Annotated in this window: 11 protein-coding genes and 1 riboswitch; of the genes, 9 read left to right on the top strand and 2 right to left on the bottom strand. The window is 52.1% G+C overall.

The window, feature by feature from the left end; genetic code table 11:
- The first annotated feature begins 61 nt into the window (after positions 1–61).
- Positions 62–2,998, top strand: coding sequence for an autotransporter outer membrane beta-barrel domain-containing protein (locus LC084_RS22105; RefSeq protein WP_226574226.1), 2,937 nt, complete (start codon positions 62–64; stop codon positions 2,996–2,998).
- A gap of 352 nt (positions 2,999–3,350) precedes the next feature.
- Entirely contained in the window at positions 3,351–4,979 is a 1,629-nt protein-coding gene (locus tag LC084_RS22100) for a Na/Pi cotransporter family protein (protein ID WP_226574223.1), read from the top strand.
- 60 nt (positions 4,980–5,039) lie between these two features.
- Here the strand turns inward: LC084_RS22100 and panS are convergent, their stop codons facing one another.
- Together panS and lysC are read right to left on the bottom strand one after the other, a co-directional pair.
- Complete coding sequence (panS, locus tag LC084_RS22095; protein ID WP_226574220.1) at positions 5,040–5,972, bottom strand: ketopantoate/pantoate/pantothenate transporter PanS; 933 nt, start codon at positions 5,970–5,972, stop codon at positions 5,040–5,042.
- A gap of 128 nt (positions 5,973–6,100) precedes the next feature.
- Entirely contained in the window at positions 6,101–7,462 is a 1,362-nt protein-coding gene (gene lysC / locus LC084_RS22090; RefSeq protein ID WP_226574217.1) for a lysine-sensitive aspartokinase 3, read from the bottom strand.
- A gap of 153 nt (positions 7,463–7,615) precedes the next feature.
- Positions 7,616–7,809: riboswitch (Lysine riboswitch) on the bottom strand.
- 310 nt (positions 7,810–8,119) lie between these two features.
- Between lysC and kduI the strand changes: the two genes are divergently transcribed.
- From kduI to yjbE, 7 genes are all read left to right on the top strand, one after another.
- A complete protein-coding gene (gene kduI, locus LC084_RS22085; protein WP_226574214.1) occupies positions 8,120–8,968 on the top strand; it encodes a 5-dehydro-4-deoxy-D-glucuronate isomerase in 849 nt (282 codons plus the stop codon).
- Between the two features lie 60 nt (positions 8,969–9,028).
- Positions 9,029–10,018 (top strand): TRAP transporter substrate-binding protein, encoded by a 990-nt coding sequence (locus LC084_RS22080; RefSeq protein WP_226574211.1) that lies wholly within the window; start codon positions 9,029–9,031, stop codon positions 10,016–10,018.
- Between the two features lie 62 nt (positions 10,019–10,080).
- Positions 10,081–10,590 (top strand): TRAP transporter small permease, encoded by a 510-nt coding sequence (locus LC084_RS22075; RefSeq protein ID WP_226574209.1) that lies wholly within the window; start codon positions 10,081–10,083, stop codon positions 10,588–10,590.
- Between the two features lie 3 nt (positions 10,591–10,593).
- Positions 10,594–11,901 (top strand): TRAP transporter large permease, encoded by a 1,308-nt coding sequence (locus LC084_RS22070; protein ID WP_226574207.1) that lies wholly within the window; start codon positions 10,594–10,596, stop codon positions 11,899–11,901.
- Between the two features lie 86 nt (positions 11,902–11,987).
- Complete coding sequence (locus LC084_RS22065; protein WP_226574205.1) at positions 11,988–12,773, top strand: IclR family transcriptional regulator; 786 nt, start codon at positions 11,988–11,990, stop codon at positions 12,771–12,773.
- Positions 12,774–13,035: 262 nt separating this feature from the next.
- Positions 13,036–14,685, top strand: a complete 1,650-nt coding sequence (gene pgi, locus LC084_RS22060; RefSeq protein WP_226574203.1) for a glucose-6-phosphate isomerase — start codon at positions 13,036–13,038, stop codon at positions 14,683–14,685.
- A 374-nt stretch (positions 14,686–15,059) separates the two neighbouring features.
- Positions 15,060–15,395, top strand: coding sequence for an exopolysaccharide production protein YjbE (gene yjbE, locus LC084_RS23395; RefSeq protein WP_036102969.1), 336 nt, complete (start codon positions 15,060–15,062; stop codon positions 15,393–15,395).
- The last annotated feature ends 19 nt before the right edge of the window (positions 15,396–15,414 follow it).

Raw genomic sequence — 15,414 nt, 5'->3', positions numbered from 1 at the left:
GGACAACGAAGAGTATTATATCAGTTCGTTTGTACACCTCCAATCATCATTGATGCATAACATGGCCGACAGTCTGCTGGATATTGTCTCGGTGTTGGATTCACGAAGTACCAATATTTCTTCTGAGGATGGGGGATATATTGGTGGCCGGACAGGCCTGTATGGCGTGGCGGTGTTGAATAATTCCTCATTTATCAATGACGGTACCGTGCAGGTCAGCGGCCAGGGGGCCCACGGTGTGGCGGTGGGGCATAACAGCCAGGCTGTCAATAAAGGCCTGATAACCCTGAACAGTATGTCGAACGACCTGGACGAAGACGGCAACCTGTTAACCGAAACCGGCCTGCACCTGACCGCGCAGAGCTACGGCCGCGGCACGGGGATGCTGGCGAACGGGGATGGTGCCAGGGCAGTGAATGCGGCCGGTGGTGAAATCCGGGTGCATAACGCCGGGATGGGGATGGTGGCGAATAACGGTACGGCCCTGAACCAGGGGACCATCACCCTGACGGTGGATAACGATAGCACAGATGGCCTGTATGCCATGGCGGCCATCGGCAGTGGTGTTGCCATTAACGACACCACCGGGGTGATTAACATTAACACCGATATCGGCCAGGCATTTTACACCTCTGGCAACGGTCAGGTGTTTAACTTTGGCACGGTGAACTTTTACGGCAGCCCGATAAATAACGGCGACCCGAACTGGGGCGCCTCTACCAGTGAATCTGATTATGTGATTCTCACCACCCCGGTGCTGACCGCAGAGGGGGAAACCGGTAACTGGAGCGGTGAGACCCGCCCCTGGTTACTCTACCAGGATACCGCAAATCATGGCGATGCCACTTTTGACAGTGCGCAGGAAGTACACATCGGCAGTGTACTGGTCAACCATGAGGGTGCCACAATCAACGCCCGTCTGACAGGCATGGGCAGCATGAGTCAGTTTGTGAACCGCGGTACGGTCACTGGCACAGAGCCGGGCAGTGCGGTGATAAAAAACCTGACCACCTGGAACGAAGGGCTGATAACCAACAGCGGCCCGGCAGTCAGTGGGGGAGTCAACGCCCTGTGGAACAGCACCCGCTCCGCGGCGGATGTGTACCTGTATAACAGCGGTGAAATGATTGCCACCGGCGGCTACAGCGCCATTACCACTTCCGGTGGAAACGCCAACAGTAATGCCGGCTGGATTTATAACCTGGAAGGCGGGCGGATTTACGGTGAAAGCCCGCTGGCCGCGCTGGTTAACCTGGGCCGCCCCTACAACTTCCACAATGCCGGTGAAGTGACCGTGAAGGGCGACGGTGCGGTGGCCATCCGTACCGGCACCGGTGGGTACACCACCCGCGTGGTGAACGACGGGGTGATAAACGTGGGGACTCAGGAGGGCCGGGAAGACGGCACCAACGGTGAAGGCCTGGTGGGTATTCAGGCTCCGGGTGCCGCCAACATTGTCAACAACACCGCAAACGGGGTGATTAATGTCTGGGCAGACAACTCCTGGGCATTTGAAAAGACCAGCAGTGACTCAATCCTCATCAATAACGGCAGCGTGGTGCTCCACGGAACCGGTGGCGGCATTATCAAAGACAGTGAGGATGACGGCCGGGGGAATGAAAATGACCTTTCCGTTCCCAACCCACCTTCTGTCCCGGAATGGAACAGCAACGCCAGCCTGGTCAACAACTATGTTATCGGCACCAATGCTGACGGCACGGCGGGGAAACTGGGGGGCAACAACCTGCATATCGACAGCACGGTGACCATCAGCGCCGGGTTTACGGCGGGCACGGCAGCGAAGGAAGTCACCTTCAGCGATGTCTTCACCGGCAACAGCATCAGCGGGGCAGAGAACATCGGTTCACAGACCGTGGTGTGGAACGCGCAGGGGTATAACAACGCCGACGGCAACGTGGACGTGACCATGACCAAAAACGACTACGTGGCGGTCATCAGTGACCAGAGCGTGGCGGGCGTGGCAGCGGCGCTGGATAACGGCTACACCAGCAACAGCCTGTACAGCAGCCTGAATGTGTCCACCTCTGCGGAGCTGGACCGGGCGCTGAAACAGGTGTCCGGTGTCCAGGCCACGGGCCTGAACAAAGAAGCGCGTATTCTGGGCCAGCGCTTTACCCGGCTGGCGGCCGAATCCCCGGTGGCCACCGACAGCGGTCTGTCGTTTAACGTGGTGGCCAAAGGCGACAAACGGGCCGAAATGGCCAACAAAGTGACCTACGACATGGTGGCCGTGGGCCAGCGTTTTGACAGCGGTTTTGGTGAGCTGGAAGCGCATTACGGCATGGCACGGCTTTCCGGCAGTGGCGGCAACGCCATGAGCCGCGCCGGGGATAACGGGCTGACCGGCGGTTACAGCCAGTTCTTCGGGCTGGGCCACCACCTGAGCCTGGGCGACGGTCTGGGCTGGCACAACAGCCTGCGTTACGACCGCCACCAGCTGGACAGCCGCCGCGACATCCGCTTTGAAGGGGTGCGCAACAGTGCGCGCAGTGACGTGCACATTCAGCAACTGGCGCTGCGCAGTGAAGGGGCGAAAACCCTGAACCTGGGCGACAGCCTGAGTGTGAAACCGTTCGCCGGGGTGGCCGTACGCCACCAGATGACAGGCGGCATGCAGGAGCGCGGCGCAGGTGATTTCAACCTGAGCATGAGCCGTTACACCGAAACGGCGGTGGATGCGGTAACGGGCCTGCGGGTGAACTGGGCGGGAGAGAGTGGCTGGGGTGCCCATGCCCACCTGGAAGCGGGGCCGAACCTGGCATTCAGCCGCCAGGGGCGCACGGCAAGCCTGGCAGGTGCTTCGGGGCAGCAGTTCCGGGTGGAAGACGGCAAACGCGGTGGCGGGGTGAACAGCCAGGCCACGGCGGGCACGAACTACCGTCAGGGTAACCTGGATATCGGTGCGAATGCGTTCCACTGGCGTGAAGACGGCGCACAGGACAAAGGCTTCCTGTTAAACCTGACCCGCTATTTCTGATAACTGTTGTTATAACGTTAACGTTATAAAACTAGCGTTGTAAAACCAACGTTATAAAACTAACAGGCAGCGCCGTTCTGGCGCTGCCTGTTTTTTTAAGCAAATGACACATCTAAAAGTTGCCACTGGCTGCGCGATACTGTACGTGAATGTATTATGAGCAAAATCGCAGCACAGAATGAACGCCTCACTGGGCTTCATTAGCAAGCAGATGAGCGCGGGCAACGCAGCCCACGTTTTACCCCTTGTCTTTTCTTTACAAGACAGCACATATACTGATTAATCAGGTCGATATGAAATAGTAAAAGACCGGTGTTTAGAAACCCCGGCGGAAAATAAAAAAGGAGTGCCTTTGCTGACATTACTTCACTTGCTTTCAGCGATTGCCATGCTGGTATGGGGAACCCATATTGTGCGAACTGGCGTGATGCGCGTGTTTGGCGCACGTTTACGCAGCGTACTCAGTGGCAGTATTTCACGTAAACCCATGGCGTTTTGCGCGGGGATTGGTGTGACGGCCCTGGTGCAAAGTAGCAATGCCACCACGTTATTAGTGACATCGTTCGTTTCACAAAACCTGGTGGCGCTGGCTCCCGCGCTGGTGATTGTTTTGGGGGCCGATGTCGGTACAGCGCTGATGGCGCGAATTCTGACATTTGATCTTTCCTGGTTGTCACCATTACTGATATTTATTGGCGTTATCTTTTTCCTGGGCCGCAAACAAACACGGGCCGGGCAACTGGGGCGTGTAGGGATTGGCCTTGGGCTGATTCTTCTGGCGCTGGAGTTGATCGTTCAGGCGGCCACGCCCATTACTCAGGCCTATGGCGTCAAAGTCATTTTCGCCTCACTGACTGGCGACATTCTGCTGGATGCGCTGATTGGCGCGGTATTCGCAATTATCAGCTACTCAAGCCTGGCGGCTGTACTGCTGACTGCGACATTAACCGCAACAGGCGTTATCGCTTTCCCGGTAGGGCTTTGCCTGGTGATTGGTTCAAACCTGGGTTCCGGCATTCTGGCGGTGATTAACAATAGCGCCGCCACGCCCGCTGCACGGCGGGTTGCCCTGGGAAGCCTGTTATTCAAACTGATTGGTAGCCTGTTGGTTTTGCCTTTCGTGCATGTCCTTGCCCGGGGTATGCAGCACCTGCCAGTGTCTGATTCCGAACTGATTATCTATTTCCATGTGTTTTACAACCTGATTCGTTGCCTGGTGATGCTGCCTTTTGTGGATTCTATGGCGCGGTTGTGCAGTACGCTGGTTAAAGCCCCGCCAGAGCTGGATAACAGTGTGCGGCCTAAACACCTCGATAGCTCAGCCCTGAGCACCCCGGCACTGGCGCTGGCGAATGCATCAAGGGAAACCTTGCGTATGGGCGACCGTGTAGAGCAAATGCTGGCTTTATGGCAAAGAGAACTAAAAGGTGAACCCCGGCTGGAGAAAATTCTGCGCAACCAGGCCGAAGAAGTCGATGTGTTGCATAACGCCATTAAGCTGTATTTGGCCCGTATACCGCGAGATGAACTGGCAGAAGAAGAGTCCCGGCGTTGGGCGCATATCATTGAAACATCGATGAACTTGCAGCAGTCCGCTGAAATTATTGAGCGCATGGGCATTGAAGTGGCGGATAAATCGTTGTCTGCCCGGCGGGCATTTTCGCCACAAGGTATGGAAGAGTTGGATAGCCTGATAAACCAACTTGAAGAGAACCTCAAACTGGGTGTTTCCGTGTTTTACTCCGGCGATGTGTCCAGCGCCCGGCGCTTGCGGCGGCACAAACACCGCTTGCGAATCATGATTCGCCGTTATTCACACGCTCATGTTAACCGCCTGCATGAGCAAAATGTGCAGAGCATTGAAACCAGTTCACTGCACCTTGGGTTGCTGGGCGATATGCGGCGTTTGAACTCATTGTTCTGTGCGGTGGCTTACACTGTGCTGGAACAACCTGACGATGACGAACGCGAAGAGAGTTAATTGCCCGCCAGGCCATATTGCACCTGGCGAGCAACCCAACAACAGCCCCGGTTTCCGGGGTTATTTTTGAGCTTTTGTTTTCTGTTTTACCGGCTTCCCGGACCAGTAGCCCGCCAGCAAAGACCCGGACAGGTTATGCCACACGGAAAACAGTGCGCCAGGTAAAGCAGCCAGCGGGGTAAAGTAAATTTTCCCCAGTGCTGCGGCCAGGCCAGAGTTCTGCATGCCGACTTCCAGTGCCAGCGTCCGGCAGGTGGATTCATCGAACCCGAATAACCGCCCGCCCCAGTAACCGCCTAACAAGCCAATGGCGTTATGCATAATAACGGCGACAATCACTACCAGGCCCACCGAGGCAATATTTGCCGCGCTACCTGCTACCACCGCAGTAATAATGGCGAGAATACACACCATAGAGAACGCAGGCAGCCAGGGCTCAATCGCTTTGACCAGCCGCGGCAGTGTGTGGTGAATCACCAGGCCAAGCGCAATTGGGATGATGACAATTTTCAGGATACTCAGCAGCATGCCAGCAATATCCACCTGAATATCGGCCGCAACGTACAGCCTGGTCAGCAACGGTGTGGCGAATACGCCCACCAGGGTGGAAACAGACGAAATAGTGACAGACAACGCCACATCGCCTTTTGCCAGAAAGATCATGACATTCGAAGCCGTACCGCTGGCAACACTGCCAACCAGAATCATCCCTGCAGCAAGGTCGGGTGGCATATGAAACAGTTTTGCCAGGCCCCAGGCGGCCAGTGGCATCACCAGATAATGCAGGAAAATCCCGGCAGCTACCGGGGCGGGGCGTGACAATACACGTTTAAAATCATCCACCTTCAGGTGCACACCCATGCCGAGCATAATTAGCATCAGCAAGGTGGTGACCCAGGGGCCAATGGGCGTGAAAGTGGTGGGCGTGTAATACGCCATAACAGAGAGCAGCACAGCCCAAAGTGGGAACAGCCGCGTGAGGACGGTTAACATGTTATTTCCTTGCAGGTTGTTGTGTTTATAGTGTTTTTATTGGGGACTTCTCATATTTTGTTACCGCTTTTCCAGCAACAAACAGGGCGCGAATGCGCCCTGCAAGAATAACTTTATAAATCAGTTGGTTACTCGAAAAGATTGCGGTGTATTTTGCGCACCACATCTTCGGCCTCATCGCCAGGCACCAAAAAGCACAGGTTATGGCTGGAGGCACCGTAGCAAATCATACGAATATTGAAAGGTTCCAGAACACCAAATACCTCTTTGCCAACCCCGCAGGCTTTGGATAATTCATTACCAATCAAGGCCACCAACGCCAGGTTCTCTTCAACTTCTACCCGGCATAAGGACGACAACTCGGTCAGCAGCCCGGTGGTTAACAGGGAATCACCTGTTGAGGTGGAACCGGTGGTATCCAGCGTGATTGCCACACTAACTTCAGAAGTGGTAATTAAATCGACTGAAATATTATGGCGCGCCAGAATGGTAAACACCTCAGCCAGGAAACCACGGGAGTGCAGCATGCTCAGGCTGTGTAAGGTGAGTAATGTCTGGCGGCGGCGCAATGCCAGCGCACGGAATAACGGTGGGTTTTGGGTTGTGTTACAGACCATGGTGCCACCAGCTGAAGGGTCTTTACTGCAACCAACAAATACCGGGATTTCACTACGCACGGCAGGCAGTAACGTTGCCGGGTGCAGTATTTTGGCACCAAAAGTTGCCATTTCAGCGGCTTCTTCAAACGCAATCTCATCTATGCGTTTCGCTGCGGGCACAACTCGCGGGTCGGTGGTGTAAATACCGGGCACATCGGTCCAAATATCCACCCGGCTTAAATGCAGTGCTTCACCCAGCAGTGCGGCTGTGTAGTCGCTGCCGCCACGGCCAAGCGTAGTGGTGCGGCCTTTGGGTTCACTGCCAATAAAGCCCTGCGTAATAACCAGTGATTCAGCCAGGCGAGGCTGTAAGTGGGTTTGTGCCAGTTCTGCCAGGACTTCAACATCGGGTTCTGCTTTACCAAACCGGTCACTGGTACGCATGATTTTGCGCACGTCAAACCACTGCACTTCTTCGCCACGTTCACGCAGCACTTCCACAAATAACAGCGTAGACATTAACTCGCCATGGCTGACCAGTTCATCGGTAAGTGCATTGGATGTCGCCAGAGAAGCAGCCTCGGCGAGGGTGGTAATATTTTCGAGCAGGCGATCTATCTCTTCACGAATCACCAGCGGGTTAGCCAAACGTTCAAGAATATCGTATTGAATTCTGCGAATAGCATCCAGTTTGACAAAACGCTCAGTCGCCTCAAGGCCTTCAGACAAGGCAACCAGTAAGTTGGTGACGCCAGCAGATGCAGACAAAACAACCAGGCGTACCTGTTGGTTTGCCAGAACGACATCGGCGCTGTGATTCATGGCATCGAAATCAGCGACACTGGTACCACCGAATTTGGCAACCACTGTCTGGGAAAGTGCGTGAGTCATTATTACCTCGTGTCAGGGCCACTTGGGGTGGCAATATCTTTATACCTACACTTCGCATTGTCTAAACAAGCAGTAGCGGGTATTTCATCAGCCTTGGCACAAGGGAAGAGCGATAAACGGGAGACGTAGACAGGTTAAAACAAGCACTACGATACACCCAGAAGCGCCCCACCTTGCGAAACGTACGACTGCCGAACGTTTCTGGTGACAACCCAGGGGATTCAGCCCCTGCAGCCGATAACGCGTACGACCAGATACGTGTTACCTCGGCGCCGCTCCCCCTCATATGCCATCTTCGTACTGGTTACTCAGACATAATACCTGGGCGGCGCGCCTCTTCTGGCTTACACGAATCGCTTCGTATAAGTAGCGCTAATAGAAATAATTCGTTCGGCGAACATTGTCAACGCTCTTTGGTTGCGGATTTTTCATTCTGCCGAATAACCCGCCAATCTGGTGTTTGCTCACCGTATTTTTACCCGCGATTTTCTCTCTCCGGTACGGGCGTTATTCCTGATTGTTTTATCAACAGCAGAATGTTTTTTTTCTGGTTATTAAAAAGAGGGCCTGGATTCACAGGTTTGATTATTCATATATGAATCTTATTGATCACCTATGAATAGTTTTTACACTGAAATCCAACCAAGGAGACCCCCGATGAAAACAACCTGGAATACACATCCTGATGATGCCCGCACTTATGACAGCGAGCGCCTGCGCGACACGTTTCTCACTGAATCCCTGTTCACCCCTGGCGAAATTCATGTGGTGTACAGCCATATCGACCGGGTAGTGGCACTCGGTGTTTGCCCACAGGCAACACCACTCGCGCTAGATGATGTGATTGATAACAAAGCCTTTGGTACCCCATTTTTCCTTGCCAGAAGGGAAATGGGCCTGGTGAATTTGGGCGGGCCGGTTGAGGTGACATGCAACGAAGGCGAGTGCTACCAACTGGATTACCTGGACGGGCTCTATTTAGGGATGGGCACACAGGCTGTGAGCTTTCGTTCACTCAGCGAAGACCCACAAACAGAAACCGCAGTTTACTGCCTGAGTGCGCCTGCACATCACACCTGGCCTTCCCGCATTATCAAACGTGAAGAGGCGCGCCAGGTGGAATTGGGTAGCCAGCAAAACGCCAACCTGCGCCTGCTAACCCAGTACCTGCACCCGGAAGTGCTCACCACTTGCCAACTTTGCATGGGGATCACGCACCTGCGCCCAGGCAATGTATGGAACACCATGCCAGCGCATACCCACGCACGGCGCATGGAAGCTTACCTGTACTTCAACATGGCACCCGACCAGGTCGTTTTCCACTTTATGGGCGAACCCCAGCAAACCCGCCACCTGGTGGTACGCAACAAACAACTGGTGCTGTCACCCAGTTGGTCAATTCATTCCGGTTGCGGTACTCGCCAGTACAGCTTTGTCTGGGGCATGGCAGGTGAAAACCAAACCTTTGATGACATGGATTTTGTTGCAATGACGGACCTGCGCTGAGAACGCAGATAACAAAATAACAGTGAATTACCGATTAAAACCTCTGATGGAGACCCGATTATGTTGACGAAAACGACCTTTAAACGCCTGGCATTATGTTCGGTATTAAGTGGCCTGCTGGGCGTCTCTTCCCTGGCGTATGCCGCAAAAGAAATAAAAGCCGCTTTTAACCAGTCGGATAAGCACCCTCAGTACCTGGCCCTGAAAGAGCTGGGCGATAAGCTGGCGCAACAAACCGAGGGGCGTTACAAGCTGAATATCTTCCCTAACGAATTATTGGGTGATCAGCGTGCTGCGCTGGAATTAGTGCAAAACGGTGCGGTGCAAATGGCGGTGGTCGCGAACCCTTTGGCAGAAAATTACGATAAAACCTTTACCGTGATTGGCCTGCCTTATATCTACAGCGGCCCGGCTCACCAGGAGAAAGTCTTTACTTCTGGTGTGCTCGACCCGTTATTCGCTTCTACCTCCCGCTTCGGCTTTACGGTGTTAACCGCCTATACCGCCGGGGCGCGCAGCATGTATACCAAAGCGGGCCCGGTGAATACCCCGGCCGATATGAAAGGGAAGAAAATTCGTGTCATGCAGTCTGACACCATGCTGAAAATGCTGACTTGTATGGGCGGCACTGGTGTGCCTATGAGCCAGAGCGAAGTCTATACCGCTATTCAGCAGGGCGTGTTGGATGGTGCGGAAAACAATGAGATCACCTACGCCGACCTCAAGCAGTATGAAGTTGCACCTTATTTCTCTGCCACGCGCCACTTGATGGTGCCAGACTTGGTTGTGGTCAGCACAGACTTCCTGGAAAGCATGTCAAAGCAGGATCAGGAAACGCTACGCAAGCTGGCAAAAGAGAGCACGTTAACAGAGTTCCGCCTGTGGGCTGAGCAAATTGAGCAGGCCAAAAAAGTAGCAGAAGAAAAAGGCGCAAAATTTAATGAAGTGGATATCCAGCCGTTCCAGGAAAGTTGCAAAGGGCTGCAAACTGAACTGGTTAAAACGCCAGAGCAAAAAGCACTTTACGAAAAAGTCGTCGCGCTTCAGTAAACTCCCTCGCCCGGTAAGCCAGGGCTTACCGGGTTGCCGTTATCGACAAAGGAACATAAGCCATGGCGGTGCTCGAGACGTTCAAAAAATACCTTGATACCTTCGTTGCCTGGGTTTGTATCGGCATTGTCGGCCTGATGACAGTGCTGATCACCTGGCAGGTAATTACCCGTTATTTATTTAACAGCCCCAGCGCAGTAAGCGAAATATTATCGCGCTACCTGTTTATCTGGCTCATTTTGTTTGGCAGTGCCTATGTATTTGGGCTGCGTGAACATATGGCTATCAGCTTTATTAAAGATAAGTTTTCCCCGAAGGTGAGAATTTTGACCGATATGTTCACCGAGCTGGCTATCGCGGTTTTTACTTTCACCATCATGATAATTGGCGGCTACCACACGGTATTGCGGCAAATGTGGCAACTGGATTCCGCCCTGCAAATTCCTATGGGGTACATCTACAGCGCCATTCCATTAAGTGGCGGGCTGATTATCTTCTATTTCCTGTATAACGAAATTCAGTTGTTTCGGCGCCTGAAAACGCTGAATAACGCACCTGGCGGGGAGGAATAAGCGATGGACATTGCTTTGATTGCAGCGTTAATCATGTTTTGCGGCACGGTATTTTTCCTGATTATTGGCGCGCCCATCAGCATTAGTGTGGGGATTTCATCGTTTGGCGCAATGCTGGCCATTCTGCCACTGAAAGGCGCGATGATTACCTCCGCCCAGCGTATTTTTGTTGGCCTGGATTCGTTTGCACTGCTGGCTATTCCCTTCTTTATTCTGGCAGGCAACATCATGAATAACGGCGGGATAGCTATCCGGCTGATTAACTTTTCCAAAATTTTCAGTGGCTTTTTACCTGGCTCATTGGCGCAAACCAATGTTGTCTCCAACATGTTATTCGGCTCGATTAGTGGTTCAGGCGTGGCATCGGCTGCGGCGGTTGGCGGTATTATGTCGCCAATCCAGCGCAAAGAAGGGTATGACCCGGCGTTTAGCACGGCGGTGAATATTGCCTCTGCACCAACGGGCATGTTGATCCCACCCAGTAATACGCTGATTGTCTATGCAACAGTAGCCGGGAGTGTATCGATTTCCGCGCTGTTTATGGGCGGCTATGTCCCCGGTATTTTGTGGGGGCTCGGTGTGATGCTGGTGGCGGGCTTTATGGCAAAACGCCGGGGTTACGTTTTGCGCCACACCATGACATTGCGCGAATGCCTGAAAGTGGCGGTGGATGCCATTCCCAGTTTATCCATGATAGTCGTGGTGATTGGCGGGATTCTGGGGGGCGTATTTACGGCAACCGAAGCCTCGGCAATTGCGGTGGTGTATTCACTGTTTTTGAGCCTGTGTTACCGCTCTTTAGACATCAAAACGTTACCGGCTATTTTTCTGAGTACCGCCAAAATGTCGGCAATTGTTATCTTTATGCTGGCAACATCGTCGATTATGTCCTGGGTAATGGCATTTACCCAGATCCCCGGCATGATTGCGGATTCACTCCTCTCACTGACCAGTAACCCCATTATTATCTTGCTGATCATTAATATCGTATTGCTGTTCGTGGGGACTTTCATGGATCCCACCCCTGCGGTACTGATCTTTACGCCTATCTTTCTGCCTATTTGCACTGGTCTTGGTATGGATCCGGTACAGTTTGGCATTTTGTTGGTGTTTAACCTGTCGCTCGGGACGATTACGCCACCCGTCGGGCCCATTCTGTTTACCGGGTGTAAAGTCAGCGGGATAACCATCGATGCGGTAGTGAAAACCTTGCTGCCATTCTTTATGGTGATTGTGTGCGTCTTAATGCTGGTTACCTATATTCCGGCAATTTCTATGACGGTGCCTCAGCTCATGGGGTTGATTAAGTAAGCGCGCCTGGTGGCACTTTGTTCTGGAGCGCCACCAGGTTAAAGTCTTTCCCTATTAACGATTTTTCCGCCTGTGACCCCACGATTATGACGACAGAGTACCGTGCTCCGGCCCTCGAGAAAGGGCTGGCTATACTTGAGCTGCTGGCTGCACAAGATGAGCCATTAACCAAAAAGCAAATTGCTGAACGCCTGAACCGCAGCGTCAACGAAATTTTCCGTATGCTCTCGGTGTTGCAGGAACAGCATTACATTGATTACAAAGAAGATGTGTCAGGTTATGTGCTGACACTCAAAATGTTTACCCTGTCTAACCAACACCCCCCGGTTGCCATGTTGCTCAAACGGGCAGGTAGCCTGATGGAACAATTGTGCCTGCAGGTAAACCAGTCTTGCCACCTGAGCCAATACAGCAATGGCCAACTGGTTGTCATTGCCCGCCAGGAGAGCCCATATAAAATGGGGTTTAGCCTGCGGACCGGTGCCCATCTGGATATCTGTGCTTCAGGTTCTGGGATTGTGCTGTTGAGTTACAGTGAAGAGAGTGAACGCCAGCGTATGATTAAGTTGGATGACGCCACAGATGAACAGGTGGCTTATGCCCGCAGCCAGATAGCGACCACTCTTGAACAAGGCTATTACCTGGGGGAAAGCCCACAAATATCTGGGGTCACGAATATCAGCGCACCGGTATTTGGTGCCCGCGGGGATTTGCTGGCCGTTATCACTGTGCCATACATGACACTGAATACCCGCACAGTTCACCATCCGGTTGAAGATATTGAACACACCCGCCACGCATTGCTGAAAGTCGCAGGTCAGCTCAGCCAACATATTATCTTGCGTTGCGAGGGTGGAGAAACCAACATCTGACCGAGAGATACAGGTAACATTTAAGTGCCAGTTTTCAGTTTAATTCCCCACAAACTGGCATTTCTCTGATTCTTTCCTGCCGTTTTTTTGCTCCAGAATGTGCAAAATGCTCCCCGTATGCCCGATTAAAACCGGCAGGAAACTGAAATACATCAAATGTTATCGGTAACATAATGGTATGGCACAGAAAATCGTCACAAATGCGGCATACAAGCGCTACAATCGGGTTCAGTCACAATTCTCAAATCAAAAGAGTGTTGCTATGAAAAATATCAATCCAACGCAAACCGCTGCCTGGCAGGCGCTTGAGAAACACTTCGCCGATATGAAAGAAGTCACTATCAGTGAACTCTTTGCCAAAGAAAGCGATCGTTTTTCTCGTTTTTCCGCTACCTTTAACGATTTGATGCTGGTGGATTACTCCAAAAACCGCATCACGCAGGAAACGCTTGATAAATTACTGGCCCTCGCAAAAGAAACAGACTTGTCTTCTGCTATTAAGTCTATGTTCTCCGGTGAAAAAATTAACCGTACTGAAGACCGTGCTGTTCTTCATGTTGCGTTGCGCAATCGTAGCAACACACCAATCCTGGTGGATGGCAAAGATGTGATGCCGGAAGTGAATGCGGTGCTCGAGAAGATGAAACACTTCTCTGAAGCTATCATCAGCGGGGAATGGAAAGGCTATACCGGCAAACCGATTACTGATGTGGTTAACATTGGTATCGGCGGCTCAGACCTTGGCCCGTTCATGGTGACAGAAGCACTGCGTCCTTACAAAAACCACCTGAATATGCATTTTGTGTCTAACGTGGATGGCACCCATATTGCGGAAGTGCTGAAAAACGTTAGCCCGGAAACCACGCTGTTCCTGGTGGCTTCCAAAACCTTCACCACCCAGGAAACCATGACCAACGCGCACAGCGCCCGTGACTGGTTCCTGAAAACTGCCGGTGATGAAAAACACGTAGCCAAACACTTTGCTGCGCTGTCCACTAACAGCAAAGCGGTTAGCGAGTTTGGTATTGATACCGCCAACATGTTTGAGTTCTGGGACTGGGTTGGTGGCCGTTACTCTCTGTGGTCTGCAATTGGCCTGTCTATCATCCTGTCTGTGGGCTTCGATAACTTTATTCAGCTGCAAAGTGGCGCACACGAAATGGATAAACATTTCGCCAGCACCCCGCTTGAGCAGAACCTGCCGGTTATCCTCGCACTGATTGGTATCTGGTATAACAATTTCTTCGGCGCTGAAACCGAAGCAATTCTGCCATACGACCAGTATATGCACCGTTTCGCGGCTTATTTCCAACAAGGGAATATGGAATCCAACGGTAAGTATGTTGACCGTAACGGCAATGCTGTGAATTACCAGACTGGGCCAATTATCTGGGGTGAACCGGGCACCAACGGCCAGCATGCGTTCTACCAGCTAATTCACCAGGGTACTAAACTGGTTCCGTGTGACTTTATTGCACCGGCAATCACGCACAACCCGCTCAGCGACCACCACCAGAAACTGCTGTCCAACTTCTTTGCGCAAACAGAAGCACTGGCATTCGGTAAATCACGTGATGTGGTTGAACAAGAATTCCGTGACCAGGGTAAAGACCCGGCCACGCTGCAGCATGTGGTGCCGTTTAAAGTATTCCAGGGTAACCGCCCAACCAACTCTATTCTGTTGCGTGAAATGACGCCGTTCAGCCTTGGCGCACTGATTGCGTTGTATGAGCACAAAATCTTCACCCAGGGCGCTATTCTCAACATCTTCACGTTCGACCAGTGGGGTGTTGAACTGGGTAAACAGTTGGCTAACCGCATTCTGCCGGAACTGGGTGATCAGAGCACGGTGGAAAGCCACGACAGCTCCACCAATGGCTTAATTAACCGTTATAAATCCTGGCGCGCTTAATTTATTAAGTTTCGCTTTATATTTAAAAATGCCGGTTTTATACCGGCATTTTTTATAAGATAAATCTGTGAAAAAACACGCTTAATCAATAATCATGAGTAAGGTTATTCTGAAAAGCTGTTGAACTATTATTCATCCCTCTCTTTCTTTTCAGACAAAACGGATTATCTCTTCTGGTAATTTAAATATAACTAATTGATTTTTATTTATTTTGTAATTTTTAGTTGCACTGAAATTCTTTATATCTTCATCTTTTCTGAAAACCCATCGGGTTATTCGCTGTGAGCCAAATCACACCGGGTTGTTGTGTATACTCGATCGCGCCTGAAAAGTTTTCAGGTAAATCTCCATTCATTTAGTGAAGGGAAATTGTTATGAAGAAACTCGTCTATGGCGCGTTTGCCATATTTGCACTTGCTGCGGCTGGTTCTGCCAGTGCAGCACCTGGTTTCGGCCAGAGCGGTGCAGCGACCAGTGCGACTCCGGTTAGTTTTGGCCAGGCTTCTGGTCCGGCTGCCGGTTTGAGCCAGGTTGGTTTCGGTCATGCTGCTGGCGCTGCCGCCAGTTCAGTTTCTGTTGGTAGTTCAGCAGCAGCCGGTGCCAGCACAATGGGTTCCGCAATGGGTATGGCTTTAGCCGCAACCGGTGGTGGTAACGGTGCTAATACCGGGACCACTACAACAACGACGACCAGTACGGCCACTCGCTAATTAGTGAGTGTTTTAATCA

Source organism: Mangrovibacter yixingensis (assembly GCF_020523985.1).
Taxonomy (GTDB): Bacteria; Pseudomonadota; Gammaproteobacteria; order Enterobacterales; family Enterobacteriaceae; genus Mangrovibacter; species Mangrovibacter yixingensis.
The sequence above is the reverse complement of the archived record's forward strand: the minus strand, read 5'-3'. Positions and strand labels throughout refer to the sequence as shown.

Coding starts and splice junctions, on each gene's coding strand:
- pgi (WP_226574203.1), top strand. CDS start 13,036: ATGAAAAATATCAATCCAACGCAAACCGCTGCCTGGCAGGCGCTTGAG.
- LC084_RS22080 (WP_226574211.1), top strand. CDS start 9,029: ATGTTGACGAAAACGACCTTTAAACGCCTGGCATTATGTTCGGTATTA.
- panS (WP_226574220.1), bottom strand. CDS start 5,972: ATGTTAACCGTCCTCACGCGGCTGTTCCCACTTTGGGCTGTGCTGCTC.
- lysC (WP_226574217.1), bottom strand. CDS start 7,462: ATGACTCACGCACTTTCCCAGACAGTGGTTGCCAAATTCGGTGGTACC.
- LC084_RS22075 (WP_226574209.1), top strand. CDS start 10,081: ATGGCGGTGCTCGAGACGTTCAAAAAATACCTTGATACCTTCGTTGCC.
- LC084_RS22065 (WP_226574205.1), top strand. CDS start 11,988: ATGACGACAGAGTACCGTGCTCCGGCCCTCGAGAAAGGGCTGGCTATA.
- kduI (WP_226574214.1), top strand. CDS start 8,120: ATGAAAACAACCTGGAATACACATCCTGATGATGCCCGCACTTATGAC.
- LC084_RS22070 (WP_226574207.1), top strand. CDS start 10,594: ATGGACATTGCTTTGATTGCAGCGTTAATCATGTTTTGCGGCACGGTA.
- LC084_RS22105 (WP_226574226.1), top strand. CDS start 62: ATGGCCGACAGTCTGCTGGATATTGTCTCGGTGTTGGATTCACGAAGT.
- yjbE (WP_036102969.1), top strand. CDS start 15,060: ATGAAGAAACTCGTCTATGGCGCGTTTGCCATATTTGCACTTGCTGCG.